24 protein-coding genes and 2 pseudogenes are annotated in these 25,363 nt (G+C 74.8%); 8 read left to right on the top strand and 18 right to left on the bottom strand.

Going from position 1 to position 25,363, the window contains the following annotated elements; all coding sequences use genetic code 11:
• Positions 1 to 43 precede the first annotated feature (43 nt).
• Positions 44 to 1,048 carry an ArsR/SmtB family transcription factor gene (locus ACPC54_RS13145; protein WP_498964346.1) on the top strand — a complete coding sequence of 335 codons (1,005 nt, stop codon included), beginning with the start codon at positions 44 to 46 and terminating at the stop codon, positions 1,046 to 1,048.
• Between the two features lie 85 nt (positions 1,049 to 1,133).
• On the opposite strand, the gene ACPC54_RS13140 is transcribed toward ACPC54_RS13145, so the two are convergent.
• Positions 1,134 to 1,724 (bottom strand): hypothetical protein, encoded by a 591-nt coding sequence (locus ACPC54_RS13140; protein WP_498964344.1) that lies wholly within the window; start codon positions 1,722 to 1,724, stop codon positions 1,134 to 1,136.
• 107 nt (positions 1,725 to 1,831) lie between these two features.
• On the bottom strand, positions 1,832 to 2,371 hold the full coding sequence (locus ACPC54_RS13135) for a hypothetical protein (protein WP_498964341.1): 540 nt from the start codon (positions 2,369 to 2,371) through the stop codon (positions 1,832 to 1,834).
• A gap of 156 nt (positions 2,372 to 2,527) precedes the next feature.
• On the opposite strand from ACPC54_RS13135, the gene ACPC54_RS13130 reads away from it, so the two are divergent.
• From ACPC54_RS13130 to mug, 5 genes and pseudogenes are all read left to right on the top strand, one after another.
• Entirely contained in the window at positions 2,528 to 2,752 is a 225-nt protein-coding gene (locus tag ACPC54_RS13130; protein WP_498964339.1) for a hypothetical protein, read from the top strand.
• A 37-nt stretch (positions 2,753 to 2,789) separates the two neighbouring features.
• On the top strand, positions 2,790 to 4,142 hold the full coding sequence (locus tag ACPC54_RS13125) for a dipeptidase (protein ID WP_498964337.1): 1,353 nt from the start codon (positions 2,790 to 2,792) through the stop codon (positions 4,140 to 4,142).
• 165 nt (positions 4,143 to 4,307) lie between these two features.
• Positions 4,308 to 4,904, top strand: a pseudogene (locus ACPC54_RS13120) (M24 family metallopeptidase); the annotation flags it as partial.
• 161 nt (positions 4,905 to 5,065) lie between these two features.
• Positions 5,066 to 6,139 carry a phosphatase PAP2 family protein gene (locus ACPC54_RS13115; protein ID WP_498964335.1) on the top strand — a complete coding sequence of 358 codons (1,074 nt, stop codon included), beginning with the start codon at positions 5,066 to 5,068 and terminating at the stop codon, positions 6,137 to 6,139.
• Complete coding sequence (gene mug / locus ACPC54_RS13110) at positions 6,136 to 6,750, top strand: G/U mismatch-specific DNA glycosylase (RefSeq protein WP_498964333.1); 615 nt, start codon at positions 6,136 to 6,138, stop codon at positions 6,748 to 6,750. The genes ACPC54_RS13115 and mug overlap by 4 nt, the downstream gene beginning before the upstream one ends.
• On the opposite strand, the pseudogene ACPC54_RS13105 reads toward mug, so the two are convergent.
• Positions 6,696 to 7,583, bottom strand: a pseudogene (locus ACPC54_RS13105) (sigma-70 family RNA polymerase sigma factor); the annotation flags it as partial. The gene mug and the pseudogene ACPC54_RS13105 overlap by 55 nt on opposite strands.
• Positions 7,584 to 7,656: 73 nt before the next feature.
• On the opposite strand from ACPC54_RS13105, the gene ACPC54_RS13100 reads away from it, so the two are divergent.
• Positions 7,657 to 8,346 carry an FMN-dependent NADH-azoreductase gene (locus ACPC54_RS13100; RefSeq protein ID WP_498964331.1) on the top strand — a complete coding sequence of 230 codons (690 nt, stop codon included), beginning with the start codon at positions 7,657 to 7,659 and terminating at the stop codon, positions 8,344 to 8,346.
• Between the two features lie 16 nt (positions 8,347 to 8,362).
• On the opposite strand, the gene ACPC54_RS13095 is transcribed toward ACPC54_RS13100, so the two are convergent.
• The 4 genes from ACPC54_RS13095 to ACPC54_RS13080 all read right to left on the bottom strand — a co-directional run bounded on the left by ACPC54_RS13095 (position 8,363) and on the right by ACPC54_RS13080 (position 12,662).
• Positions 8,363 to 9,319 (bottom strand): M48 family metalloprotease, encoded by a 957-nt coding sequence (locus ACPC54_RS13095; protein ID WP_498964329.1) that lies wholly within the window; start codon positions 9,317 to 9,319, stop codon positions 8,363 to 8,365.
• 3 nt (positions 9,320 to 9,322) lie between these two features.
• The gene (locus tag ACPC54_RS13090) at positions 9,323 to 9,748 is read right to left on the bottom strand and encodes a BlaI/MecI/CopY family transcriptional regulator (RefSeq protein WP_498964327.1); all 426 of its coding nucleotides are present in this window, start codon (positions 9,746 to 9,748) and stop codon (positions 9,323 to 9,325) included.
• A gap of 127 nt (positions 9,749 to 9,875) precedes the next feature.
• Positions 9,876 to 11,534 (bottom strand): aa3-type cytochrome oxidase subunit I, encoded by a 1,659-nt coding sequence (gene ctaD, locus ACPC54_RS13085; RefSeq protein ID WP_498964462.1) that lies wholly within the window; start codon positions 11,532 to 11,534, stop codon positions 9,876 to 9,878.
• 201 nt (positions 11,535 to 11,735) lie between these two features.
• Positions 11,736 to 12,662 (bottom strand): DMT family transporter, encoded by a 927-nt coding sequence (locus ACPC54_RS13080; protein ID WP_498964325.1) that lies wholly within the window; start codon positions 12,660 to 12,662, stop codon positions 11,736 to 11,738.
• Between ACPC54_RS13080 and ACPC54_RS13075 the strand changes: the two genes are divergently transcribed.
• Positions 12,661 to 14,115 (top strand): aminotransferase-like domain-containing protein, encoded by a 1,455-nt coding sequence (locus ACPC54_RS13075; RefSeq protein WP_498964323.1) that lies wholly within the window; start codon positions 12,661 to 12,663, stop codon positions 14,113 to 14,115. The genes ACPC54_RS13080 and ACPC54_RS13075 overlap by 2 nt on opposite strands.
• Before the next feature lie 81 nt (positions 14,116 to 14,196).
• On the opposite strand, the gene htpX is transcribed toward ACPC54_RS13075, so the two are convergent.
• The 11 genes from htpX to ACPC54_RS13020 all read right to left on the bottom strand — a co-directional run bounded on the left by htpX (position 14,197) and on the right by ACPC54_RS13020 (position 25,330).
• Entirely contained in the window at positions 14,197 to 15,060 is an 864-nt protein-coding gene (gene htpX, locus ACPC54_RS13070; protein WP_498964321.1) for a zinc metalloprotease HtpX, read from the bottom strand.
• 154 nt (positions 15,061 to 15,214) lie between these two features.
• Positions 15,215 to 16,774: an NADH-quinone oxidoreductase subunit N gene (locus ACPC54_RS13065; RefSeq protein WP_498964319.1), complete on the bottom strand. Its 1,560-nt coding sequence runs from the start codon at positions 16,772 to 16,774 to the stop codon at positions 15,215 to 15,217.
• 56 nt (positions 16,775 to 16,830) lie between these two features.
• Positions 16,831 to 18,387: a complex I subunit 4 family protein gene (locus tag ACPC54_RS13060; protein ID WP_498964317.1), complete on the bottom strand. Its 1,557-nt coding sequence runs from the start codon at positions 18,385 to 18,387 to the stop codon at positions 16,831 to 16,833.
• Between the two features lie 68 nt (positions 18,388 to 18,455).
• Positions 18,456 to 20,501: an NADH-quinone oxidoreductase subunit 5 family protein gene (locus ACPC54_RS13055; RefSeq protein WP_498964315.1), complete on the bottom strand. Its 2,046-nt coding sequence runs from the start codon at positions 20,499 to 20,501 to the stop codon at positions 18,456 to 18,458.
• Positions 20,498 to 20,872: an NADH-quinone oxidoreductase subunit NuoK gene (nuoK, locus tag ACPC54_RS13050; RefSeq protein WP_498964313.1), complete on the bottom strand. Its 375-nt coding sequence runs from the start codon at positions 20,870 to 20,872 to the stop codon at positions 20,498 to 20,500. The genes ACPC54_RS13055 and nuoK overlap by 4 nt, the downstream gene beginning before the upstream one ends.
• Positions 20,872 to 21,561, bottom strand: a complete 690-nt coding sequence (locus ACPC54_RS13045; RefSeq protein WP_498964311.1) for an NADH-quinone oxidoreductase subunit J family protein — start codon at positions 21,559 to 21,561, stop codon at positions 20,872 to 20,874. Before ACPC54_RS13045 ends, nuoK begins: the two co-directional genes overlap by 1 nt.
• A complete protein-coding gene (locus ACPC54_RS13040; protein WP_498964309.1) occupies positions 21,558 to 22,154 on the bottom strand; it encodes a NuoI/complex I 23 kDa subunit family protein in 597 nt (198 codons plus the stop codon). Before ACPC54_RS13040 ends, ACPC54_RS13045 begins: the two co-directional genes overlap by 4 nt.
• Entirely contained in the window at positions 22,151 to 23,110 is a 960-nt protein-coding gene (locus ACPC54_RS13035) for a complex I subunit 1/NuoH family protein (RefSeq protein WP_498964307.1), read from the bottom strand. Before ACPC54_RS13035 ends, ACPC54_RS13040 begins: the two co-directional genes overlap by 4 nt.
• Positions 23,107 to 24,282, bottom strand: coding sequence for an NADH-quinone oxidoreductase subunit C (locus ACPC54_RS13030; protein WP_498964305.1), 1,176 nt, complete (start codon positions 24,280 to 24,282; stop codon positions 23,107 to 23,109). Before ACPC54_RS13030 ends, ACPC54_RS13035 begins: the two co-directional genes overlap by 4 nt.
• Positions 24,279 to 24,923 carry an NADH-quinone oxidoreductase subunit B gene (locus tag ACPC54_RS13025; protein WP_498964303.1) on the bottom strand — a complete coding sequence of 215 codons (645 nt, stop codon included), beginning with the start codon at positions 24,921 to 24,923 and terminating at the stop codon, positions 24,279 to 24,281. Before ACPC54_RS13025 ends, ACPC54_RS13030 begins: the two co-directional genes overlap by 4 nt.
• Complete coding sequence (locus ACPC54_RS13020; RefSeq protein WP_498964301.1) at positions 24,914 to 25,330, bottom strand: NADH-quinone oxidoreductase subunit A; 417 nt, start codon at positions 25,328 to 25,330, stop codon at positions 24,914 to 24,916. Before ACPC54_RS13020 ends, ACPC54_RS13025 begins: the two co-directional genes overlap by 10 nt.
• Positions 25,331 to 25,363 lie beyond the last annotated feature (33 nt).

Here is a 25,363-nt window from a genome sequence, read left to right as displayed (position 1 = left end):
CTTCGATTTCCCTTGACGGCGATCGCGCGTTGGGGGACTGCTCATGATCCGGTTCAACCTGGGGGCGCAGGGGCTGGGGCGGGTCAGGTTCGCGATGTCCCAGGTGGGCGTCGCCAACGATCTGCTCTTCGCGCTCGGCCGCTACCCGCGGCTGCTCGGCGCGCGGTGGCAGGCGAAGGCCGTACAGGCCCTGTCGGAACGGCACTTGGGGCTGCTGGCCGCGGTCGGCGGCGGTGGGCCGCTCGGCTACTCCCCCGACTTCCTGCGACCCGAACCCACCGGGTTCCAGGCGTCGCTGGAGAGCACGCTGCACCAGATCGCCACCACACCCGCCGAGCGGGTCCGGTACGAGCTGTCCTCGGCCCTCGACGGCCACTCCTGGGACCGGACCACGGCCCACCGGCCGCCCCGGCTGCTGCTGGCGGCGATGGAGCGCGGCGAGGAGTACCTGGCGCAGCGGGTCGCGGTGGAACTGGAGCAGTTCTGGCACGCCGCCCTCGCGCCCCGCTGGCCCGGCATCCGGGCCCGCATGGAGGCCGAGATCGCCGCCCGCGCCTCCGCGATCGCCCTGCACGGGATCGCGCACACCGTCAACCAGCTGGCCCCCAACGTGAGCCTGGACGACGACAGCGTCCTCGGGATCCACCTGCTCGCCTCGCACGCGCTCCGGCTGAGCGTCGACGCCGACTCCGCGATCCTCGTCCCCAGCGTCTTCTCGGGCCGGGCGATCGTCTGCGCCGCCGAGCCCGCGGACGTGCCCGTCCCCCGCACGCCGCTGATCATCTATCCGGCCGCACCGAACGACTGCCGCCCGGGCTCGGGCGGTGACGAGCTGCTCGGCGCGACCCGGGCCAAGCTGCTGGCCGAGCTCTCCCAGCCGCACACGACCGGGGAGCTCGCCACCCGGCTGAGCCTGAGCCCGGCGACGGTCTCCTACCACCTGCAGATCCTCCACCGCGCCGGGCTGGTGCAGCGCACCCGCCGGTCGCGCACCGTCCTCTACCAGCGGCTCACGGCGAAGCCGGGGCTCGCCGGCGCCCTCGGCTGACCGGCGCCGCGGGGAGCCCCGGAACGACGGCGGCTCCGCTCCCCGGGAGGGGGCGGGGCCGCCGCGCTGCCGGCGGGCGACGGGGTCAGCCGGTGGCGGGGTGGTGGCGGGTCGCGGCGGTGAGGGCCTCGGCCTGGGCCCGCAGGACGGTGAGCTGGTCGCGCAGCGCGGCCGGGCCGGCGGCGTTGCCCTCGGCGCCCGCGGTGCTTGCGGTGCTTGCGGTGCCGGAGGGGAGTGCGGGCGGGCTCGGGAGGGTCACCGGTGGGGCCGGGAGCTGGCCGAGCAGCCCTTGCAGGGTGCTCTGCAGGGTGGCGAGGAGCTGTTGGACGACGCCGAGGTCGGGGGTGGCGACGGAGGTCACCGTCGAGAGCAGGCCGGTGACCAGCTTGACGAGGTCGCCGACCGCCCCGAGGGCGACGCTCGGGTCCGGAGCCGCCACCGGGGGCGCCGGCGCGGTGACCGGCGCGGTGACCGGGAGAACGCCCGGCAGGACCGGGGCGGCCAGAGCCGGGACGGCCGGGACCGGGACCGGGACGGCCCGGGCGGGGGTGTCGGAGACGGTGGTACGGGGAGCCGCGGCCTCATTGCCTGCGGCGGTGGCGGTCGCCGTGGTGACCGGCGTCAGCGCGAGCGCTGCGATCACGGTCAGCACGGCGGCCATCCGGGTGGCACGCATGGGTACTGCTTCCTCTCAACTGTGAACCAGGCGAGATCGCCTGCTTCACACCGTGGGGCAGTACTCCGGACGCAGCCACCGCAGGTACGCCGAACGGTGCGGCCGGCTCAACCGACCGCCGCCGCCCAGCCGGTGGTGCTGCGGTGGGCCGACAGACCGACCGACTCGAACTCGTCGGCGCGGCCCGCCGCGACCCGGGCGCCGAGCAGCCGCAGGGCCCGGGAGATCGGGTCGTCCCCGGCCGTGGCGGACTCCGGCCCGCCCCCGCGGAGTTCGGACCCAGAGGTGTCGCCCTCGACCTGCTCCCCCTCGGCGAGCGGGCCGAGGACGATCCGGCCGTCCGACCAGACGGCGGCGCGCCGGGTGCCGCCGTCGCCGAGGCCCTCGGCCTCGACGCAGGCGATCGGACCGGCCTTGGACCAGGCGGCGAGCCGCAGTTCGAAGCCGTCCGCGTGCCGGCCGAAGCCGGTCCCGGCGGGCGTACGGGCGGTGGCGCCGTCCCCCTGGAGCGCGGCGAGGACCGCGGAGGTGACCGGCAGCATCGCCAGCCCCTGCGCGAGCGGCACCACCCGGGCCACCGGAACCTCCGCCGCGGCCACCGTCAGCAGCTCCAATGTTCCTATCAGCGCCTGGAGTTCATAGGACATGCCGGACATCGTCGCCCACGGCACCGACAGTCGGCCCGGGGTTTATGAATCCGTGCCCGGTCGGAGACCGTAGAGCCGGGTGAAAACGGTCACCTCCACCGCATCCTCGGCCACACTCGGTCCTTCTTCGGCCAATTCATCGAAGACATCGGACGGTTGGGTGCGCACCCGGAGCAGCCGCTCACCCGCACGGCCGCACGCCGCATGCGGCGGCACCGGCAACCGGGTGAACTGGCCGGGCCCCGGCCAGCGGCCGGTGCTCTCCGACCGCGAGGCGGTAAGGCCGAGGCGATCGTGCTCTCGGTGTACTGCCCCGACCGGCTCGCCGACATCCAGGACCGGATCGACGACCTCGACCTGCGCGACACCGCCCGCAGATGACCGCGACACCGCCCGCAGCACCCCCGGGGGCTCCCGCATGACCGACGAACTCGCCCGCCGCATCACCGAGTCGATGCCCCGCGCGAAGGCCGACCTGGCCGAGTTGGTGGCCGTCCCGTCCGTCGCCGACCCCCGGCAGTACCCGCCGGAGGAGTGCCGCAAGGCCGCCGAGTGGGTCGCCGCCGCCTTCACCGAGGCCGGCCTGCGCGACGTCCACCTGGAGGAGACCCCGGACGGCAGCCACGCCGTGGTCGGCCACCGCCCGCCGCCGCCCGGCGCCCCCACCGTGCTGCTGTACTGCCACTACGACGTCCAGCCGCCGCTCGACGAGGCCGCCTGGGCCTCCCCGCCCTTCGAGCTCACCGAGCGCGACGGCCGCTGGTACGGGCGCGGCGCCGCCGACTGCAAGGGCAACATCGTCATGCACCTCACCGCGCTGCGGGCGCTCGGCGACGACCTCCCGGTCGGCCTCAAGCTGGTGGTCGAGGGTTCCGAGGAGCAGGGCACCGGCGGCCTGGAGGCGTACCTGCCCCAGCACGCCGGGGAGTTGCACGCGGACGCCGTGCTGGTCTGCGACACCGGCAACGCGGCGGTCGGCGTCCCCACCGCCACCACCTCGCTGCGCGGGGTCACCACCGTGGTGGTCTCCGTGCGCACGCTCCGGGGCGACATGCACTCCGGCATGTTCGGCGGCCCGGCCCCGGACGCGCTGGCCGCACTGGTCCGGATGCTCGACTCGCTGCGCGACGCCGACGGCGGCACCCGGATCGACGGCCTGGACTGCACCGGCAGCTGGCACGGCGTCGGGTACGACGAGGCGCGGTTCCGCGCCGACGCCGGGGTGCTGGAAGGCGTCCGGCTGACCGGCTCGGGCACCGTCGCCGACCGGCTGTGGGCCCGCCCGGCCGTCACCGTCCTCGGCATCGACTGCCCGCCCGTGGTCGGCTCGGCCGCCGCCGTCCCGGCCGCCGCCCGGGCCCGGATCAGCCTGCGGGTGCCGCCGGGCACCGACGCCCGGGCCGCCCAGGAGGCGCTGGTCGCCCACCTGGAGAAGGCCGCGCCGTGGGGCGTGCGGGTGGAAGTGGAGCGGGAGGGCGCCGGTTCGCCGTTCCTCGCCGACACCGGCGGGCCCGCGTACGCCGCGCTCGACCGGGCGATGCGGGAGGTCTACGGCACGCCGATGTCCTTCCTCGGCCAGGGCGGCTCGATCCCGCTGTGCAACGTCTTCGCCACCACCTACCCGGACGCCGAGATCATCCTGATGGGCGTCGAGGAGCCGCGCTGCCTGATCCACGCCCCGAACGAGAGCGTCGACCCGGGCGAGATCGAGCACATGGCGCACGTGGAGGCGCTGTTCCTGCGCAACTTCGCCGACGCCGGACGGACCTGACACCAAACGGACCTGACCCGGACGGACCTGACACCAAACGGACCTGACCCGGACGGATCCGACGCAGACGGACGCGACACAGAGCCGGACATGATGGAGTATCAGGACGCCGCCCGCCCGACCGACCGAGGAGAAGACCCAGTGCCCCGCCCCTTCACCACCGAGGACTACGCCGCCCGGATGGCCCGGGCCGCCGCCGAGGCGGCCGCCGCCGGACTGGGGCACAGCCAGGTCGACTTCACCGTGGTCGGCTCCGGCCCGAACGGTGCCGACCCGCACCACGAGGCCGACGAACGGGTCATCCGGCCGGGTGACACCGTGGTGCTCGACTTCGGCGGCCTGAAGGACGGCTACGGCTCCGACACCACCCGCACGGTGCACGTCGGCCCGGACGTCCCAGCCGAGATGCGGAAGGTGCACGACACCGTGCGGCTCGCCCAGCAGACCGCCTTCGAGGCCGTCCGCCCCGGCGTCGGCTGCCAGGAGATCGACCGGATCGCCCGCCGGGTGATCACCGAGGCCGGGTACGGCGAGTACTTCATCCACCGCACTGGCCACGGCATCGGCCTCACCACGCACGAGCCGCCGTACCTGATCGAGGGCGAGGAACGGCCGCTGGTGCCGGGCATGTGCTTCTCGATCGAGCCCGGGATCTATCTCCCCGGCCGGTTCGGGGTGCGGATCGAGGACATCGTCACCGTCACGGCCGACGGCGGGCGCCGGTTCAACAACACGCCGCACGAGCTGGGGATCGTCGCCTGATCCGGCGCGTGCGGACCCGCGGAGCCGGGCGGACGGGCCGCTCCGGGCGGCCGGACCGCACCGGACGGACACGACCGGCCCCAAGCCCCACCCGCTTTTCTTACGATCCGGTCATCGTTCCCCCAGAGTCCTCAAAGCCGGCACCGCTAGGTTCGGCGGGCATGACCAAGCTGCTAGGCCCGGCGCCGCCACCCCTGGTGCGGGCCGGACTCCCGCGCCCGGTACCCCCGACCCGCCCCCTCCCCCGCCCCGCCGCGGGCGGCGGAACGGTCGGCTGGTCGAGACTGCGGTGGCTCGCCTGGCCGCTCTACCTGGCCGGCTTCGGCTGGTTCCTCGGCACCCAGGGCCTGGCCTTCGCCAACGACGTGGTGTTCCTCTGGCTGATCGGCGCGCTGCTCACCGCCGCCGTGCACAGCGGCCACGGCCCGCGCGGCTTCCTGCTCGTGCTGCGCGACTGGGTGCCGGTGATGGCCGTGGTGTGGGCGTACTCGCTGCTGCGCGGCTACGGCGCGCACACCCCGTGGGCCCCGCACTGGCGGCCCCAGCTGCGCGCCGACGACCTGCTCGGCCTCGGCGAGACCTGGACCGTCCGGCTCCAGCACGCGCTGTACACCCCCGGCTCGCCGCACTGGTACGACTACGCGGCCGTCGGCGTCTACCTGTCGCACTTCTTCGTGGTCTTCGTGCTGCTCGCCGTGCTCTGGCGGCGCGCCCACCACCGCTTCCGCCAACTGCTCGCCTGCTACCTGACGCTGACCTTCGCGGGCTTCGCCACCTACCTGCTGTTCCCGGCCGACCCGCCGTGGCTGGTCGCCCAGCAGGGCCACCTGCCGCAGCTGACCCGGGTGGTGTGGGAGACGATCTCGGTGAGCGGGCTGCCGCAGGCGGACTCGCTGCTGGAGAACGGCAGCCAGTTCGCCAACGACGTCGCCGCCATGCCCTCGCTGCACTCCGCCTACCCGGCGATGCTGCTGTTCTTCTTCTGGCCGACCGCCGGCCGCCGGCTGCGGGCCCTGCTGGTCGCCTATCCGCTCGCGATGGCCATCACCCTGGTGTACGGCGCCGAGCACTTCATCGTGGACGTGTTCGCCGGCTGGGCGTACGCGGCCGTGGTGGTGTTCGGCCTGCGGTGGCTGCGCACCCGCCGCGCCGCCCGCCGCGCCGCCCGCCGCACCACCCGCCGCACCACCCGCCGTGCCGCGCCCCGGATCCGGTCGGCAGACTTGACCGGGTGAAGCCGACTCCCGAGCAGTTGCAGGCCGCCAAGGACACCACCATCCCGGACATCACCGGGCCCGGGCTGCGGGTGCTGTTCTGCGGCATCAACCCGGGCCTGTGGTCCGGCGCCACCGGGCACCACTTCGCCCGCCCCGGCAACCGCTTCTGGCCCGCCCTGCACCGCTCCGGCTTCACCCCGCGCCAGTTCCGCCCGGACGAGCAGGGCGAGCTGCCCGCGCTCGGCCTCGGCATCACCAACGTCGCCCCGCGCACCACCGCCAAGGCCGACGAACTCACCGCCGACGAGCTGCGCGCGGGCGGCGCCGCCCTCACCGAACGGGTGCTGCGGCTGCGCCCGCGCGTCCTCGCCGTGCTCGGCATCGGCGCCTACCGGACGGCCTTCGGCCGGCGGCGGGCCGCCATCGGGCGCCAGCCGGAGGGCATCGGCGACACCGAGGTCTGGGTGCTGCCCAACCCGAGCGGGCTCAACGCCCACTACACGCTGGACGCGCTGGCCGCGGAGTTCCGCACCCTGCGCGAGGCCGTCGAGGAACTCCCCCGGAGTTCCTCGGGCAGCACCGCCAGCTCCAGCGCGGCCAGCCGGGCCGGGTCGGCGACCACCTCGTAGCCGGCCACCCGGCCGTCCGCGACGGCCATCCGCAGTACCAGCCGCAGCCGCCCGTCCGGGGCGATCAGGATGCCGGGCAGCCCGTCCACCAGCGCCACCGCGCCGTAGCGGGCCCGGCGGCCGAAGACCGTGGTCTCCCCGGCGACGGTCTCCGCTCCCCGGGCCACCAGGGCGCGGCCGGGCGGCAGCGCCGCCGGGTCGGCCCGGCGCACCACGTCCGGCGCCAGGACGGCCAGCAGCTCGGCCAGGTCGCCGCCCCGGGCCGCGGCCAGGAAGGCCTCCACCACCCGCCGGTGCCCGGCCAGCGGCTCCGGCGGCAGCCCGGCCGTGCCCCGCACCCGCTGCCGGGCCCGGCTGGCCAGCTTCTTGGCGGCCACCGGCGTCCGGCCGACGATCGGCGCGATCTGCTCGAAGGGCACCGCGAAGCCGTCGTGCAGCACGAAGGCCACCCGCTCGGCCGGGCCCAGCCGGTCGAGCACCACCAGCATCGCCCGCCCCACCGCGTCGACCAGCACCGCCTCCCGCTCGGGGTCCGCGGCCTCGCCGACCGCCTCCGGCAGCGCCTCGCCGGCCGGCTCCTCCCGGCGCACCGCACGGGCCCGCAGCAGGTCCAGGCAGATCCGGGAGACCACCGTGGTCAGCCAGCCGGGCAGGTTGTCGATCTCCGCCGTGTCCGTCCGGACGAGCCGCAGCCAGGCCTCCTGGACGGCGTCCTCGGCCTCGCCGGTCGAGCCCAGCATCCGCTGGGCGATCGCCCGCAGCCGCCCGCGCTCGGCCTCGAAGCGCGCCGCCGGCTCCGCGTCGGAACCGTTCGGAAATCCGTCCCCGCTCATCGGTCACCTTTCCTCGGCCCGGCCCGTCACCGGTATGACGATCCGCCCTCCCCCTAGGTGACAGGAGACCGCCATGACCTCCGCCACGCTGCTCCACCTCGACTCCAGCATCAGCCCGGACGGCTCGGTGAGCCGCGCCCTGACCGCCCGCTTCGCCTCCGCCTGGCGCGCCCGGCACGGCGCCGCCGCCCGGTACCGGCACCTCGACCTGGCCGGTGACCCGGTGCCCGCGGTGCGCACCGCCTTCGACTCGCTCGGCCGCCGGGCCGAGCGCGAGGGGGTGCTCCCGCTGGACGACGTCGCCGCGCTGACCCGGACCCAGGAGGAGGAGCACGAGTGGGCGCTGTCCCGCCCGCTGATCGAGCAGCTGCTGGCCGCCGACGTCCTGCTGCTCGGCGTCCCGATGTACAACCTCACCGTCCCGACCGGCCTCAAGGCGTGGATCGACCGGGTCACCTTCCCCGGCGTCCACCAGGACCCGGCCACCGGCGAGGCGCTGCTGCGGGACACCCGGGTGGTGGTGGTCGCGGTGCGCGGCGGCGGCTACGGGCCGGGCGCCCCGCGCGAGCACTGGGACTTCCAGGTCCCGTACCTGCGGGCGTACTTCGAGCGGTCCGGGGTCGCCCCGGAGCACCTGCACGTGGTGACGGCCGAGCTCACCCGGGCCGAGGACGTCCCGGCGCTGCACGACCTGCGGCCGCTCGCCGTCGAGTCGCTGGCGCACGCCGGGGCCACCCTGGACGCGCTGGCCGCCACCCTCTAACGGGGTGTCACCGCCGCTACAGCGGGGTGACCGCCTTCAGCACCACCAGCAGCGCCACGGCGGCGTTGAGCGCGCACAGCGCCGACGCCGCCGTGCCGGCCGCCGCGACCATCGCGGCCAGCCCGGCCGAGGTCTTGGCCGGCGGCCAGTTGCGGGAGGTCGGCACCGGGCCGAGCAGTGCGGCGACCCGGCGCGGCACCGGGCCGGGCGCCGCGGCGGGCGCCGCGAAGGCGGCGAAGCCGGGCGCCGGGGCCGCGTGCGAAACCAGGGCCGCCCGGGCCACCGCCCGCGCGGTGACCCGGCGGTCGCCGACCGCCTGGGCCGACTCCTCGTCGGCCCACCGCTCGGCGCTGTACGCCACCGCGTACTGCAGCGGCCGCAGGAACGGGTTGACGCAGGCGGCCAGCTGGGTGGTCAGCAGGTACCGGTGGTGGCGGTGGCGCAGGTGGGCCCGCTCGTGCGCGAGCAGCGCCTCGCGCTCGTCCTCGGCCAGCCCGGCCAGCATCCCGGTGGAGACCACCACCCGGCCCGGCGAGCCGGGCAGCGCGTACGCGTACGGGCTGCGGTCCGGCAGCACCGCGAGGTCCCCGGCGGCCTCCGGCCCGGCCGACAGGCCGGTCAGTGCCCGCCGGGCCCGGGAGCGGATCCGCAGGTGCCGCACGACCGTCCGGGTGCAGGCGAAGCCGACCAGCACCAGCAGCCACATCGCGGCGGTGCCGACCGTCTCGTGGTACGGCAGCGCGTGCCGCACCTCCGGGTCGGACCAGCTGTCCGGCAGCGGGTTGCCGGGGATCTGCGCGGTGCCGACCACGCCGATCAGCCCGAGGCAGAGCACGCTGCAGACCGCCATCACCGCGCTGATCACCGTCAGCAGCCGGGCCGCGCCGCGCGGGTGCAGGTGCTGCTCGGTCAGCCGGGCGATCGGCACCGCCGTCAGCGGCAGGATGAGCGGGAGGAAGACGAAGAAGCCCACGGGTCAGCTCTCGCGGTCGGCCGCTGCCGGGTCGGCGGACGCGGCGTCGAGCAGCGCGCGCAGCAGCTCCTCGTCGTGCGGGAGCAGCGCGGTGACGAAGCTGGCCAGGACGGCGTCCCGGTCCGCCTCGCCGTCGAGCATCCGGCGCATCCGGAGCGCGGCCAGCCCGGCGGCGTCGGAGGAGGCCTGCCAGAGGTAGGAGCGGCCGGAGCGGCTGCGGGAGACGGCGTTCTTGGCGTGCAGGCGGGAGAGGATGGTCATCACCGTGGTGTACGCCAGGTCGCCCTCCAGGCGTTCCTGGACCCACCCGGCGGTGGCCGGGCCGGGCGCCTGCTGGAGCACCGCCAGCACCTGCGCCTCCAGCTCGCCCTGGCCGCGTCGGCGCGCGGGCGCGTCCCCGGCCGCCGGGGCGTGCCTCTCGTCTGCCATGACGGCCCACTCCCTCCGGATGCGGCGGCCCGGACCGACCGGGCGCCCGCTCATCCTAACGAGCGGGGGGTCGCGCCGGACCGGCCGAGCCGAGGGTTCGTCGGCGCACGGTCCGCCCCGGCGGTGCTCAGGCCAGCGGCTCCCGGGCGTTCTGCCGGCGGTCCAGCTCGGCGATGTCCGGGTGGTGCAGGTCGAACGCCGGGGATTCGGAGCGGATCCGGGGCAGCGCCGCGAAGTTGTGCCGCGGCGGCGGACAGGAGGTGGCCCACTCCAGCGAGCGCCCGTACCCCCACGGGTCGTCCGTCCCGACCTTCCCGCCGTACCTGGCGGTCTTCCAGACGTTGTACAGGAACGGCAGCGTCGAGGCGCCGAGCAGCAGCGCGCCGATGCTGCTGACGGTGTTCAGCGCGGTGAAGCCGTCCGAGGCCAGGTAGTCGGCGTAGCGGCGGGGCATGCCCTCGGCGCCGAGCCAGTGCTGCACCAGGAAGGTCGCGTGGAAGCCGGTGAACAGCGTCCAGAAGTGGATCCGGCCGAGCCGTTCGTCCAGCATCCGCCCGGTGAACTTGGGCCACCAGAAGTGGAATCCGGCGAACATCGCGAACACCACCGTCCCGAACACCACGTAGTGGAAGTGCGCGACCACGAAGTACGAGTCGGAGACGTGGAAGTCGATCGGCGGCGCGGCGAGCAGCACGCCCGTCAGGCCGCCGAACAGGAAGGTGACCAGGAAGCCGACCGTCCACAGCATCGGCGTCTCGAAGCTGAGCGAGCCGCGCCACATGGTGCCGACCCAGTTGAAGAACTTCACCCCGGTGGGCACCGCGATCAGCATCGTCATGATCGAGAAGAACGGCAGCAGCACCTGCCCGGTGACGAACATGTGGTGCGCCCAGACCGTGACCGACAGGCCGGTGATGGCGATGGTCGCGGCGATCAGGCCGGAGTAGCCGAAGACCGGTTTGCGGCTGAACACCGGGATGACCTCGGTCACGATGCCGAAGAACGGCAGCGCGATGATGTACACCTCCGGGTGCCCGAAGAACCAGAACAGGTGCTGCCAGAGCATCGCCCCGCCGTTGGCGGCGTCGAAGGCGTGCGAGCCGAACCTGCGGTCCGACTCCAGGCAGAGCAGCGCGGCGGCCAGCACCGGGAAGGCGAACAGCACCAGGACGGCCGTCAGCAGGATGTTCCAGACGAAGATCGGCATCCGGAACAGCGTCATGCCGGGCGCCCGGAGGCAGACGACCGTGGTGATGAAGTTGACCGAGCCGAGGATGGTGCCGAAGCCGGAGAGTGCGAGGCCCATGATCCACAGGTCGGCGCCGAGGTGGGGGCTGTGCACGGCGCTGTTCAGCGGCGCGTAGGCGAACCAGCCGAAGTCGGCGGCGCCGCCCGGGGTCAGGAAGCCGAACATCGCGATCAGCGAGCCGAACAGGTAGAGCCAGTAGGCGAGCGCGTTCAGCCGGGGGAAGGCGACGTCCGGCGCACCGATCTGCAGCGGCATGATCCAGTTCGCGAAACCGGCGAACAGCGGGGTCGCGAACATCAGCAGCATGATCGTGCCGTGCATCGTGAACAGCTGGTTGAACCGCTCATTGTCCATCAACTGCAGCCCCGGCCGGGCGAGTTCGGCCCGCATCAGGAGCGCCATCAGACCGCCGGCCAGGAAGAACAGGAAGGAGGTGACCAGGTAGAGGGTGCCGATCCGCTTGTGGTCGGTGGTGGTCAGCCAGCCGACCAGCGCCCGGCCCCGGCGGCGGCGGGCGGCGCGCAGCAGGCCGTACAGCCGGGGGGCGCGCGGCGGCCGTACCGACTGGTCCACCTCGTCGTTCGGCAGCAGAGTCACGTGGCGCGCCCCTTCCGGTCCCGGAGCCGCACCGGCCCGGTCGATGACCGTCCACCACTACCAGTAGCCCGCGGCCGCCGCCCGGGGCGCGCGCGTCACGTCACCCGGACGGCGGGCCCGCGGCCGGGCGGCGGCCGCCCGTCAGGCCCGGGCCCGCTGGGTGGCCGCGATGCAGACCAGCACCACCACCGCCGTCACCGGCGCGGCCGCCGGCAGTTCCTCGCCCAGCAGCAGCACCGCCCACACCAGCGTCAACAGCGGCTGGGCCAGCTGGAGCTGGCTCGCCCTCGGCACCCCGATCCGGGCCATCCCGCGGTACCAGAGCACGAAGCCGCCGAACTGCGACACCGCCGCGATGTAGGCCAGGCCGGCCAGCGCCCTCGCCCCGGGGTGCACCGGCTCGGCGGCCAGCCCGAGCCCGGCGGTCAGCAGCATGACGGGCAGCGCTGCGACCACCGCCCAGGCGATCACCTGCGCGCCCGGCAGGTCCCGGGCGAGCCGCCCGCCCTCCGCGTACCCGGCCGCGCACACCACCAGGCCGACGAACAGGTAGAGGTCCGCGACGGTCGGCCGGCCGTGGCTCTGCAGCAGGGTGAAGGCGAGCACCGCCGCCGCCCCGGCCAGCGCGGCCGCCCAGAACGCCCGGGACGGCCGGCGGCCGGTGCGCAGCGCCGCGACCACCGCCGTGGCCAGCGGCAGCACGCCGATGACCACCGCCGAGTGGGCGGTCGAGGAGGTCCGCAGGGCCAGCGTGGTCAGCAGCGGGAAGCCGAGCACGCAGCCGCCGGAGACGACCAGCAGCCCGGCGCGGTGCCGGCGCCGCGGCAGCGGGGCGCGGACGGCCGCCAGGTAGAGCGCCGCGAGCAGGGCGGCCAGGACGCCGCGCAGTCCGGTGGAGCTCCACGGGCCGAAGCCGGTCAGGGACCACGCCGTCGCGGGGAAGCTGAGCGAGAAGAGGGCAACCCCGAGGCCGGCCAGGGCGGTGCCGGAGGCGGCGGGCCCGGGGGCGTGATCCGAGTGCCGCGGTGCTATCGCCGCGGGGAGGGTAGCGCTATCTTGTGCCGTCATGAACGAGCGTAGCAGTGTGACCGGACTCGCCGACAGCCTGCGGCGGGAGGTCGAGCGCTATCCGGAAGGGCGCAAGCTGCCCTCCAGCCGGGCACTGGTCGAACGCCACCAGGTCAGCCCGGTGACGGTCTCCCGGGCGATCGCGGTGCTGGTCGCGGAGGGGCTGGTGGTCTCCCGCCCGGGCGCCGGGGTGTTCCGGGCGGCCGCCTTCGCCGCCGGCCCCGCCCGTACCGCCGCGCCCGCCGCCCGCCCCGGCGACCTCTCCTGGCAGGAGGTCGCGCTCAGCGCGGACGCCGGCCCGCGCGACCTGCTGGCCGCCCCGGTGTTCGCCACCCTCCGGATCCCGCCGCCGGGCGTCATCGACCTCAACAGCGGCTACCCGCACGCCTCGCTGCTGCCCGAGCGGCTGCTCGCCGGCGCGCTCGCCCGGGCCGGCCGCCGCCCCGGCGCCTGGGACCGCCCGCCCACCGACGGCCTGACCGAACTGCGCGGCTGGTTCGCCCGGGACATCGGCGGCGCCGGCGGGCCGATCGGCACCGGGGACGTCCTGATCACCTCCGGCGGGCAGAGCGGCCTCACCGTCGCGCTGCGCTCGCTGGCCGCGCCCGGCACCGCCGTCCTGGTCGAGTCGCCGACGTACGCGGGCATCCTGGCGGTCGTCCGGGCCGCCGGGCTGCGGCCGGTGCCCGTCCCGGTCGACGCGGACGGGGTGCGCACCGAGCTGCTGGCCGAGGCCTTCGAGGCCACCCGGGCGCGGGTGTTCGTCTGCCAGCCGCTGTTCCAGAACCCGACCGGCGCGGTGCTCTCGCCCGCCCGGCGGGCGGAGGTCCTGCGGATCGCCCGGGCCGCCGGGGCCTTCGTGGTCGAGGACGACTTCGCCCGGCTGCTCGTCCACACCGACGCCCCGGCGCTGCCCCGGCCGCTGGCCGCCGACGACCCGGACGGCGTGGTGGTGCACCTGCGCTCGCTCACCAAGGCCGCCTCGCCCAACCTCCGGGTCGGCGCCCTCACCGCGCGCGGGCCGGCGCTCGCCCGGCTGCGGGCCTCCCAGGTGGTGGACAGCTTCTTCGTGCCCCGCCCGCTCCAGGAGGCGACCCTGGAACTGGTCGCCGACCCGGGCTGGGCCCGCCACCTGCGCGCCCTCGGCGCCGAACTGCGGGACCGCCGCACCGCCGCCGTCGCGGCCCTGCACCGCGAGCTGCCCGGCGCGCTCGGCGACCACCGCCCCGGCGGCTACCACCTGTGGCTGCGGCTCCCGGACGGCACCGACGACGGCGCGCTGGCCGCCGCCGCGCTGCGGGCCGGTGTCCAGGTCAGCCCCGGGCGCCCGTACCACGCCGCCGAGCCGCCGGGGCCGCACCTGCGGCTCAGCTACGCGGCCGCCGAGAGCGCGGCCCAGGTGGCGGAGGGCGTCCACCGGCTGGGGCTGGCGGTCGGCGAGCTGACGGACTGAAGAGCCGACCGGCGGACGAGCCGACCGGCCGACGAGCCGACCGGCCGACGAGTTGACCGGCCGACGAGCGGGGCCGGTCGGTCAGTCCCGGTAGCCGGCCATCCGCTCCAGGCGGGCGATCCGCTCCGCCATCGGCGGGTGGGTGGAGAACAGCCGGGCCCCGGCCTCGCCCGGCCGGAACGGGCTGGCGATCATCATGTGGCTGGCCGTCTGCAGCTGCGGCTCCGGCGGCAGCGGCAGCCGGCGGGTACCGGCGTCGAGCTTGCGCAGCGCGCTGGCGAGGGCGAGCGGGTCCCCGGTGATCCGGGCGCCGTCCGCGTCGGCCTGGTACTCGCGGGAACGGCTGACCGCCATCTGGATCAACCCGGCCGCGACCGGCCCGAGGATCATGATCGCGAGAGTCCCGAACAGCCCGGGCCCGTCCTCGTCGTCCTCCCGGCCGAACGGGATCAGCCAGGCGAAGTTGACCAGGAACATCACCACCGAGGCGAGCGCCCCGGCGACCGAGGAGATCAGGATGTCCCGGTTGTAGACGTGGCTCAGCTCGTGCCCGAGCACGCCCCGCAGCTCGCGCTCGTCCAGGATCTGCAGGATCCCCTCGGTGCAGCAGACCGCCGCGTTGCGCGGGTTGCGGCCGGTGGCGAAGGCGTTCGGCGCGGTGGTCGGGGAGATGTAGAGGCGGGGCATCGGCTGGCGGGCCGAGGTGGAGAGCTCGCGGACGATCCGGTACAGCCCCGGCGCCTCGAACTCGCTGACCGGCCGGGCCCGCATCGCGCGCAGCGCCAGCTTGTCGCTGTTCCAGTACGCGTAGGCGTTCGTCCCGAGCGCGACCAGCAGGGCGATCACGAAGCCGGTGCGGCCGAAGAAGCCGCCGATCACCAGGATCAGCGCCGAGAGGCCACCGAGCAGGGCGGCGGTCCTCAGTCCGTTGTGCTGCCGGTGCACGTCAGGCCCTCCATTGGTGCCGGTGGGGAAGCCCTTGCCGCCTCGTCCCTCGTGCCCAATCAACGGGTGGGATCGGTGGCCTTGTTCCCTTGTGACCGACGCGACACCGCACCGGCACCGCCCCGGCCCTGCGGCCGGCACCGCTCACCGGGGCTCAGAACAGCGAGCCGCCGGTCACCTGGAGGACCAGCTGGGGCGCGACCGAGAGGACGACGGCGGCCGAGGCGGTGAGCCCCAGCGTCGCGGTCAGGCCGACCGGCAGCCGGCGCTCGGCGCCCTCGCCCCCGACAGCCTCGCCGCTCGCGGCGCCGTCCGCCACCGGAGCGAACAGCCGGGCCGTCCAGAGCAGGTAGTAGTACAGCGCGACGACCACGTTCGCGGCCATCACCACGGCCAGCCAGCCCAGCCCGCTGTCCACGGCCGCGCGGAACACCACGACCTTGCCGAACAGGCCGATCACGCCCGGCGGCAGGCCGGCCAGGCAGAGCAGGAAGAAGGCGAGCGCCAGCGCCGTCCAGCGGCGGCGGGCGAACAGGCCGCGGAAGTCGTCCACGCTGGCCCCGGGCCGGCGGCCGACCGCGGCGACCACCCCGAAGGCGCCGAGGTTCACCACGCCGTAGATCAGCGCGTAGGCGGCGGTGGCTCCGAGCGGATCCTTGCCGATGGGCGCATAGCCGGCCGCGGCCAGCGGCACCAGCAGGTAGCCGGCCTGGCCCACCGAGGACCAGGCGAGCAGCCGCACCGCGCTGTACCGGGTGTCGAAGCGCTGGCGCAGCGCGCCCACGTTGCCGACCGTCATGGTGACGGCCGCCAGCACGGCGAGCACCAGGCCCCAGGTGTGCGCGTACGGGCGGAACGCGATCGTGGTGGCCATCGCCAGCCCGGACAGGCCGGCCGCCTTTCCGACCACCGACAGGTAGCCGGCCACCGGCAGCGGCGCGCCGGTGTAGGTGTCGGGCACCCAGAAGTGGAACGGGACGGCGGCCACCTTGAAGGCGAAGCCGACCAGGGTCAGCACGGCGCCCGCCTCGGCCAGCGTCTTCAGCTGGGCGGGGGCGTGCTCCAGGCCCTGGGCGACGGCGCCGAGGTGCAGGCTGCCGCTGGCGGCGTAGACGAAGCCGATGCCGAGCAGCATCACCGCGGTGGCGGTGACGGAGGAGACGAAGAACTTCAGCGCGGCCTCCGCGCCCCGGCCGTCCCGGCGCAGCGCGACCAGCGCGAAGGCCGGCAGGGAGGCGACCTCCAGGGCGACCACCATGGTGGCGAGGTCCCGGGAGGCGGGCAGCAGCGCGGCGCCGGTGGCGCTGGAGAGCAGCAGGAACCAGTACTCGCCGCGCGGCAGCTTCTCGTCGTCCACGGTGTGCGTCGAGAGCAGGGCCGCGATCAGCGCGCCGCCGAGCGCGAGCAGCTGGAAGACCAGGGCGAAGTGGTCGGCGACGTAGGAGCAGCCACCGTTGTCAGTACCCCCTGCTACGTTCTGCACGCAGAAGGTCGCTCGGGGTGACTTTCCGGTGAGGGGGAGGAGCGCGATGAGGGCGAGGGCGAGTCCGGCCACGGTGAGGCGGCCGAGCCACTTCTTGTGCCGGTCCGGCAGGAACAGGTCCGCGAGCAGCACGGCGACGGCGGCCACCGCGGCGATCAGCGGGGGCGCGATCGCCACCCAGTCCACGGACTGGATCAGGCTGCCCGGGTTGGCTACGGCGAGGGAGGTCACAGTGTGCTGCCCCGTGGAGTGAGGTCCGAGTGCGGCGGTCTGGGCTCCGAGCACGGTCAGCCACCCCCGAGGAGGTGCTTGACGGCGGGGTCGGAGAGGCCGAGCAGGAGCGCGGGCCAGAGGCCGGCGAGCAGGGTGAGGGCGGCCAGCGGCGTCCAGCTGACGGCCTCGTACGGGCGCAGGTCGGCGAGTTCGCCCACCGGTGCGGGCTGCTCGGGGTCGCCCATGCAGACGCGCTTGACCACGATCAGCAGGTAGGCGGCGGTGAGGAGGGTGCCGAGACCGGCCAGCACCATGTAGGTGACGAAGGCCGGGCGCGACAGGCCCGCGGCGGGGTCGAACGCGCCGAGCATGGCGAGCAGCTCGCCCCAGAAGCCGGCCAGGCCGGGCAGGCCGAGGCTGGCCACGGCGGCGAAGGCGAGCAGCACGCCGATCCGCGGGGCCCGGCCGTACAGCGCCGCGCCGGTGGCGCCGGACAGCGTGTCGAGGTCGGCCGTGCCGTAGCGGTCCTTGAGCGCGCCGACGACGAAGAACAGCAGGCCGGTGATCAGACCGTGGGCGATGTTGGCGAACAGCGCGCCGTTGACGCCCACCGGAGTGAGGGAGGCGATGCCCAGCAGCACGAAGCCCATGTGGCCGACCGACGAGTAGGCGATCAGGCGCTTGAGGTCGCCCTTGGCGCCGGGGCGCGCGAGCGCCAGACAGGCCAGCGAACCGTAGACGATGCCGACCGCCGCGAAGGCGCCCAGGTAGGGGGCGAAGGTCGCGGTGCCGCCCGGCACGATCGGGAGGAGGACGCGGACCAGGCCGTAGGTGCCCATCTTCAGCAGCACGCCGGCGAGCAGCACCGAGCCCACGGTCGGGGCGGCGGTGTGCGCGTCGGGGAGCCAGCTGTGCAGCGGCCAGGCGGGGGCCTTGACGGCGAGCCCGACCAGGATCGCCAGCGCGGCGATCACCTGGGTGGTGTGGCTCAGGCCGCTGCCGTGCGCGGCGGCCAGGGCCTGCATGTCGAAGGTGCCGGCCTTGCTCCCGATCAGCAGGAAGCCGAGCAGCATCACGGCCGAGCCGAGCAGCGTGTACAGGATGAACCGGTTGGCGGCGGGCACCTTCGCGCCGCTCCCCCAGCGGGCGATCAGGAAGTACATCGGGATCAGCACGATCTCGAAGGACACGAAGAAGAGCAGCAGGTCCAGCACCGCGAAGGTGGCCAGCATGCCGACTTCGAGGAGGAGGAACAGCCCGACGAAGGCCTGGGCGGACGGCCTGTCCTCCCCGGCCGGCAGCCGCTTCTCCGAGTACAGCGCGCAGAGGAAGGTGAGCAGTGCGGTCAGCACGATCAGCGGCAGCGAGACGCCGTCCACGCCGAGGTGGAGGCGCACGTGCAGGGCCGGGATCCAGGACACGTCGGTGGTGGCCTGCATCCGGGCGGGCGCATCGTGGTCGAAGCCGGCCGCGAGGGCGACGGCGAGCAGGAGCACCGCGCCGGTGACGACGGTGTTCAGCCGCAGCGCCCGCCGGTCGGCGGCGGCCCGGTCCGGCCCGAACACCGGCGCCAGGGTGAGCGCGGCGCCGAGCAGCGGCACCGCCAGGAGGGCGATGAGGACCGCGTTCATCGGGGGCTCCTAGGGACGACGGCGATCGGGGTCGGGCTCGGGCCCGGCGGAAGGGGGTACGGCATCGGCTACACCGCCACCAGGACGGCCAGCAGGACGACGCCGGCGAGCAGGGCGCTGAGGTAGGTCTGCGCGTTGCCGGTCTGCGCCAGCCGGACGGCCCGGCCGAGCAGGTTGGCGCCGATCCCGCTGCCCTGCACGTAGCCCTCGACGACCTCGCGGTCGAGGAAGCGGACCAGTCGGGCGGCCGCGGCGACCGGGCGGACGAACAGCGCGTGGTACAGCCGGTCGACGCCGAAGCCGTGCCGGGCCGGGCCGAACAGCGGGCCCAGCAGGGTGCGCCCGGGGTCGGCGACGAGCACCTCGGCGGCCGGCGCCCCGGCCTGCTCGGGCACCCGGCCCGCGGCGGCCCGGAGCGGGCGCCCGGTGGCCAGCCGCGCGGTGGCCGAGCGCCAGGCGCCGTAGGCCGCGAGCACGCCGACCACGGCGAGGCCGGAGCCGGTCACGGCGGTGACGCCGGTCGGGCGCAGCGAGCCGCCGTCCAGCAGCGCGGGCAGCCCGTCCTGGAACAGTCCGGCGACGCCGAAGCCCATGGTCGGCACGGCCAGCACCCAGAGCGGCCAGCGCATCGCGCGCGGCTCGGCGGTGGCCGGGTCGGCTTCGTCCGGCTCGGGCGAGTACGGCGCGTCGGCCTCGTGGTCGGCGACCGCGGCCGCCGGGGCCACCACGGCCGGAGCCGCCGGGCTGTGGAACGCGACCAGGAACAGCCGGGTCGCGTACGCGGCGGTGAGCAGCGCGGTGAGCGCGGCCGAGATCAGCACGATCCACCCGGCGGCCTGCGGCACCGCCGAGGCCGGACCGACCCCGTTGGTCAGCGCCTCGCCCTTGGCGGCGTGCTCGGCGGCGGTCAGCACCGCCTCCTTGCTGAAGAAGCCGGAGAACGGCGCCGGCAGCGGCAGGCCGGCCAGGGCGACCAGGCCGATGCCCATCGCCAGGTAGGCGTGCGGCACCCGCTTGCGCAGCCCGGGGATGCGGGACATCGCGGACAGCGAGTTGGTGTGCGCGGCGTGGATGACCACACCGGCGGCCAGGAACAGCAGCGCCTTGAACGCGCCGTGGCTGACCAGGTGGAAGACGGAGGCCTCGCGGTCGCCGCTGGCCAGCGCGCCGGCCATGTAGCCGAGCTGGCCGACGGTCGAGTAGGCGAGCACCCGCTTGAGGTCGTCCTGGGCGAGCGCGCACAGCGCCGAGCCGATCATCGTCACGGCGGCCATCACCGCGAGCACGACCAGCGCCGCGCCCGACTGCAGGAAGACCGGCAGCAGCCGGGCGACCAGGTAGATGCCGGCCGCGACCATGGTGGCGGCGTGGATCAGCGCGGAGACCGGCGTCGGGCCGGCCATCGCGTCGGGGAGCCAGGTGTGCAGCGGGAACTGCGCGCTCTTGCCGGCCACGCCGGCGAGCAGCAGCAGCGCGGTGAGCGTCGGGTGGCCGAGCCGCCCCTCGCTCGCGGCGGCCAGCACGTCGGTGATCCGGAAGCTGCCGGCGTCCGCGCCGAGCAGGAAGATCCCGAACAGGAACGGCACGTCGCCGAGCTTGGTGACCAGGAAGGCCTTCAGCGAGGCGGAGCGGGCGTCCTCGGTCTCCCAGTGGTGGCCGATCAGGAAGTAGGAGCAGACGCCCATGACCTCCCAGCCGACCAGCAGCACGATCAGGTCGCCGGAGTAGACCACCAGGAACATCGCCGCGGTGAACAGCGAGACCAGCGCCGCGTACGAGGGGTAGCGCGGGTCCTTCGCCAGGTACGCGGTCGAGTAGACCTGGACGCAGGTGGCGACCACGCCGACCAGCACCGAGATCAGCGAGCTGAAGCCGTCCAGGTGGACGGCGAGCGAGATGTCCGGGCCGCCGGTCGGGGTGAGCCGGGTGGCGGCGTCCAGCGTCTGGCCGGTGCCGAGCTGGAGGGCGACGACCAGGGCGAGCACGGCCGACGCGGCGACCGGCACGATGGCCAGCGGCCGGGCCAGTCCGGGCGCCTTCTTGCCGGCGGCCAGGGTCGCGGCGGCGCCGAGCACGGGCAGTGCGGGGACGAGGGCGGGCAGGGCGAGGTTCATGCGGCGGCCCGGCCCTTCAGCGCCTCGGCGCCGGCCGGCGCCTCCTCGGGCACGAGCGTCTCGGCCGGGTCGCCGAGCGCGGTGGCCCGGTCGATGTCCGCCGTGCCCCGGGCCCGGAACAGCAGCAGGACGATGGCGAGGCCCAGCCCGATCTCGGCGGCGGCGACGGTGATGGTGAACAGGGTGAGCGCCTGCCCGGCGTGCAGCGAGTCGCGCAGCCAGGCGTCGAAGGCGACCAGGTTGAGGTTGACGGCGTTGAGCATCAGCTCGACGGACATCAGCACCAGGACGGCGTTGCGCCGGGCGAGCACGCCGTACACGCCGACGCTGAACAGCAGCGCGGCGAGGACGGCGGGGTAGGCGAGGTGCATCAGCTCTCCTCCGAGCCGGGAGCGGCGGGTGCGGTCGGCTTCGGCGTGGTCGCGGCGACGGTCCCGTTGGAACCGACCGGCCGTCCGGCGCGCAGCCGGGCCGCCCGGGGCGGCGGCACCCGCCGCCCGGCCCCGCGCGACAGCACGATCGCGCCGACCAGCGCGGCCAGCAGCAGCACGGACAGCGCCTCGAAGGGCAGCACCCAGTGCCGGAACAGGCTGGCCCCGGTGACGGAGGCCGAGCCGCCGCCGGCGCCGAGGTCGATCCAGGCCGTCCGGAAGGCGTCGACGACCAGGGTGACCAGCGTTCCGGCCGAGGCCAGCGCGACCACCAGGGCCACCCAGCGGTTCTTGGAGTCGGCGTCCGGCGAGCGCCCGATCGGCGCCTTGGTGAGCATCAGCCCGAACAGCACCAGCACGATCACCGAGCCGAGGTAGATCAGCACCTGCACCCAGGCGATGAACTCGGCCGTGAGCAGCAGGAACTCCACCGCCAGCCCGCCGAGCGCGACGACCAGCCAGAGCGCGGCGTGCACCAGCTGCTTGGTGGTGACGGCGACCACGGCCGAGCCGAGCACGGCGACGCCGACCAGCAGGAAGACGATCTCCTGCCCGGTCGGGGAGAGGAACGAACGGGCGGCCGGCTCCAGCGAGCCGGTCGCCGCGAGAAGCGTGGCAGCGGCGGTCATGCGTCGCCCCTCTCCTCATGGGAAGCGGTCTTCTCCTCGGACGCCGGTTCCGGTTCCGCGGCGGCAGCGGCGGCCGCGGCCGCCAGCTTGTCCGCCGCCTTGCGCGCGGTGGCGATCTCCTTGGGCTCCTCGGCCGCCGGGTCCAGCGCCGGCGGCGCCGGCACGGTCCACATCCACTCGCGGAGCTTGTCCCGCTCGTGGGTCAGTTCGAGGATGTCCGTCTCGGCGTACTCGAACTCCGGCGACCAGAACAGCGCGTCGAAGGGGCACACCTCGATGCAGATCCCGCAGTACATGCAGAGCGAGAAGTCGATGGCGAAGCGGTCCAGCACGTTGCGGGTGCGGGCCCGGGCGTTCGGATCGGCGGCGGGCAGCGTCTCCTTGTGGGAGTCGATGTAGATGCACCAGTCCGGGCACTCGCGCGCGCACAGCATGCAGACCGTGCAGTTCTCCTCCAGCAGCGCGATGACGCCGCGCGAGCGCGGCGGCAGCACCGGCTGCACGTCGGGGTACTGCGCGGTGACGCTCTTCTTGGTCATCGTCCGCAGCGTCACGGCCAGCCCCTTGGCGAGGCCGACACCGGGGAAACTCATGCGATCGCCACCTTGATGATGCCGGTCAGGGCCAGCTGGACGAGGGCGAGCGGGACGAGCGCGACCCACGCGAAGCGCATCAGCTGGTCCTCGCGCAGCCGGGGGTAGGTCACCCGCAGCCAGATCACCACGAAGGCCAGCGCGAACGTCTTGAGCAGCATCCACAGCCAGCCGAGCTGGTCCGCCATCGGCCCGTGCCAGCCACCGAGGAAGAGCACGGCGGTCAGCGCCGACACCACCAGGATGCCTGCGTACTCGGACAGCAGGAAGAACGCGAAGCGCAGCCCGGTGTACTCGGTGTACGCGCCGAAGATGATCTCCGAGTCGGCGACCGGCATGTCGAACGGCGGGCGCTGCAGCTCGGCCAGGCCGGCCGTGAAGAAGACGAACGCGCCGATGATCTGCCAGGGTAGCCAGTACCACTGCCAGGCGTCCAGGATCCCGGGCAGCGAGAGGGTGCCGGCGGCCATCGCCACCGAGGCCGCCGCGAGCACCATCGGCAGCTCGTAGGACATCAGCTGCGCGGCCGTCCGCAGGCCGCCGAGCAGCGAGAACTTGTTCGCCGAGGCCCAGCCGGCCATCAGCTTGCCGATCACGGCCACGCCCATCACGGCCAGCACGAAGAACAGCCCGGCGTCGATCGCCTGCCCGACGAAGCCGTTCGGGCCGACCGGGATCGCCAGCAGCACGAACAGGTACGGCAGCAGCGAGACGGCGGGCGCCAGCTGGAAGACCCGGCGGTCCGCCCCGGCCGGGACGATGTCCTCCTTCTGGGCGAACTTCACGCCGTCCGCGACGAGCTGCGCCCAGCCGTGGAAGCCACCCGCGTACATCGGGCCGAGCCGGCCCTGCATGTGCGCCATCACCTTGTGCTCGGTCTGGCCGATGACCAGCGGGAAGACCAGGAAGACGACGAGGGTGGCGACGCAGCGCAGCACCGTGTCGAGCAGGTTCACGCGCCGTCTCCGTCCTGGTCGGCCGGGTCGGCCGGGTCGGCCGGGGCGTCGCCCGGCTCCTGCTCCACGGCCGGCTTCTCCTCCGCGCCCGGCTGCTCCGGCGCATCCGGCTTCCGCTCCGCGGCCGGCTCGGGCTCCGCGGCCCCGCCCTCGGCGGGCTCCTCCGCGCGCGCCGGCACCGGGTTGTGCCAGGGCGCGTCGGAGGACCGCGTCCGCGCGGGCGCCGGCCGCTCGGGCCGCTCCGCCGCAGCGGCGGCCTGGCTGACCGACCCGTCCGACACCGACCGGGTCCGCCGCGGCCGGTCCGCCCGCACCGCCGGCGCGCCCTCGGCGGGCGCACCCTCGACGGCCGGCGTCTCGGTGGCGGCCGGCGTCTGCGCGGCAACCGGGGTCTCGGCCGCCTGGCTCGCCGAACCCTCCGCGACCGACCGCGTCCGCCGCGGCCGGTCCGCCCGCACCGCGGGCCCGCCCTCGGCGGCACCGGCACCGGCACCGGCACCAGCAGCGGCACCGGCCGCAGCCGCACCGGCAGCGCCCGCCCGGGGCGTCCGCCCGGCCGCGCCCGCCGCCCGCGCACCGCGCGCGGGCCGCTCGGCGACCGGCGGCAGGGTGCCCTTGAGCGGCCCCCACTCGTTCGGGTCCGGCACGCCGGCCGGCTGCATCTTGCGCCGGGCCGGCCCGCCGCCGTGGTCCGACTCGCCGGGCTCCTTGGCGCCCGGCCAGTCCTTGGCGACCCGGGCCGCGAGCACGAACTCCTTGCGCAGCGGGTGCCCCTCGAAACCGTCCGGCAGCAGCAGGGTGGCCAGGTAGGGGTGCCCGGGGAAGTCGATGCCGAACATCTCGTGCGTCTCGCGCTCGTGCCAGGCCGCGCCCGGGTAGACCGGGACGGCGGTCGGCAGCGCGGCCGCGTCGCGCGGCACCCGGGTACGCACCGCGAGGTGCCGGACGCCGGGCGCCTCGGCGGCGGCCAGGTGGGCGACCACGGCGAAGCCCTCGGCGAGCTCGTCGACGGCGCTCAGCCAGTCGAAGAAGGCCAGGCCCAGCACGTCGCGGGCGTTGGTGAGCGCCTCCGTCCAGCGTTCGGCCGGCACGTCGACGGTGATCAGCCCGTACGCCTCGGCGCCGGTCGCCCATTCGCCGACCGACGCCGCGTACTGCTCGGCGGACGTCACGAGACCACTCCCTCGGTCGACGGGGGCCCGGCCACCGGCGGGCGGCGCAGCGCAGCGGCGGGCGCGGCGTAGCGGCTGGGCAGGGACTCGGTGGCGATCTTCTCCTGCAGCTTGAGGATGCCCTGGAGCAGCGCCTCCGGCCGGGGCGGGCAGCCGGGCACGTACACGTCGACCGGGACGATCTGGTCCACGCCCTTGGTGACCGAGTACGAGTCCCAGTACGGGCCGCCGGAGTTGGAGCAGGCGCCGAAGGAGATGACGTACTTCGGCTCGGGCATCTGCTCGTAGAGGCGCTTGACGGCGGGCGCCATCTTGTCGGTGACGGTCCCCGAGACGATCATCAGGTCGGCCTGCCGGGGGCCGGGCGCGAACGGGATGACACCCATCCGGATGAAGTCGTGCTTGGCCATCGACGACGCGATGAACTCGATCGCGCAGCAGGCCAGGCCGAAGTTGAAGCACCAGAGGCTGTAGCGGCGGCCCCAGTTCAGCACGACCTTGACCGGGTCGGGCGCGAGCCGGGCCAGCGGGCCGATCCGGCGGCGCTCCAGGGCGCCGGGGCCGGGGTGCGACGGGTCCGGCAGGCCGAGCGGGACGGGGCCGCCCTCGGCGCCGTGCGAGTGGTTGTGCGTCACGTCCATTCCAGGACGCCCTTCTTCCAGGCATAGAGCAGACCGACCGCGAGGAAGCCGATGAAGAGGAACATCTCGATCAGCGTCCCGGCGCCGTACCCGGCGGCGGCGAACACGGTCGCCCAGGGGAACAGGTAGATCGCGTCCACCGCGAAGATCACGTACAGAAAGGCATATACGTAATAACGAATCTGGGTGTGCGCCCAGTCCTCCCCGACCGGGTCCACGCCGCACTCGTAGGTGAGGAGTTTCTCCGGCGAGTACACGACCGGTCGCAGCAGCCGGTTGGCGGTGAACGCCACGGCGACGAAGAGCACCCCGACAACGGCCAGCAGGCCCATCGCGGCGTACGCGTCGAAGTAGCCGCCGCCGACCGCCGGGTCGGCCGCGACGGCAGCCGAGTGCCGCCCCTCCATGCCTTCGCCCTCCACCTCGGCCGCGGCCCGCCC

The sequence above is a fragment of the Kitasatospora sp. NPDC094028 genome, from assembly GCF_049543595.1.
In the GTDB taxonomy this organism is placed as follows: Bacteria; Actinomycetota; Actinomycetes; order Streptomycetales; family Streptomycetaceae; genus Kitasatospora.
The sequence above is the reverse complement of the archived record's forward strand: the minus strand, read 5'-3'. Positions and strand labels throughout refer to the sequence as shown.

Excerpts from the sequence above, each read along its gene's own strand:
- ACPC54_RS13145 (WP_498964346.1), top strand. The coding sequence starts at position 44 with ATGATCCGGTTCAACCTGGGGGCGCAGGGGCTGGGGCGGGTCAGGTTC.
- ACPC54_RS13140 (WP_498964344.1), bottom strand. The coding sequence starts at position 1,724 with ATGCGTGCCACCCGGATGGCCGCCGTGCTGACCGTGATCGCAGCGCTC.
- ACPC54_RS13135 (WP_498964341.1), bottom strand. The coding sequence starts at position 2,371 with ATGTCCTATGAACTCCAGGCGCTGATAGGAACATTGGAGCTGCTGACG.
- ACPC54_RS13125 (WP_498964337.1), top strand. The coding sequence starts at position 2,790 with ATGACCGACGAACTCGCCCGCCGCATCACCGAGTCGATGCCCCGCGCG.
- ACPC54_RS13115 (WP_498964335.1), top strand. The coding sequence starts at position 5,066 with ATGACCAAGCTGCTAGGCCCGGCGCCGCCACCCCTGGTGCGGGCCGGA.
- ACPC54_RS13100 (WP_498964331.1), top strand. The coding sequence starts at position 7,657 with ATGACCTCCGCCACGCTGCTCCACCTCGACTCCAGCATCAGCCCGGAC.
- ACPC54_RS13090 (WP_498964327.1), bottom strand. The coding sequence starts at position 9,748 with ATGGCAGACGAGAGGCACGCCCCGGCGGCCGGGGACGCGCCCGCGCGC.
- ACPC54_RS13075 (WP_498964323.1), top strand. The coding sequence starts at position 12,661 with ATGAACGAGCGTAGCAGTGTGACCGGACTCGCCGACAGCCTGCGGCGG.
- ACPC54_RS13080 (WP_498964325.1), bottom strand. The coding sequence starts at position 12,662 with ATGACGGCACAAGATAGCGCTACCCTCCCCGCGGCGATAGCACCGCGG.
- ACPC54_RS13060 (WP_498964317.1), bottom strand. The coding sequence starts at position 18,387 with ATGAACGCGGTCCTCATCGCCCTCCTGGCGGTGCCGCTGCTCGGCGCC.
- ACPC54_RS13055 (WP_498964315.1), bottom strand. The coding sequence starts at position 20,501 with ATGAACCTCGCCCTGCCCGCCCTCGTCCCCGCACTGCCCGTGCTCGGC.
- nuoK (WP_498964313.1), bottom strand. The coding sequence starts at position 20,872 with ATGCACCTCGCCTACCCCGCCGTCCTCGCCGCGCTGCTGTTCAGCGTC.
- ACPC54_RS13045 (WP_498964311.1), bottom strand. The coding sequence starts at position 21,561 with ATGACCGCCGCTGCCACGCTTCTCGCGGCGACCGGCTCGCTGGAGCCG.
- ACPC54_RS13040 (WP_498964309.1), bottom strand. The coding sequence starts at position 22,154 with ATGAGTTTCCCCGGTGTCGGCCTCGCCAAGGGGCTGGCCGTGACGCTG.
- ACPC54_RS13025 (WP_498964303.1), bottom strand. The coding sequence starts at position 24,923 with ATGGACGTGACGCACAACCACTCGCACGGCGCCGAGGGCGGCCCCGTC.
- ACPC54_RS13020 (WP_498964301.1), bottom strand. The coding sequence starts at position 25,330 with ATGGAGGGGCGGCACTCGGCTGCCGTCGCGGCCGACCCGGCGGTCGGC.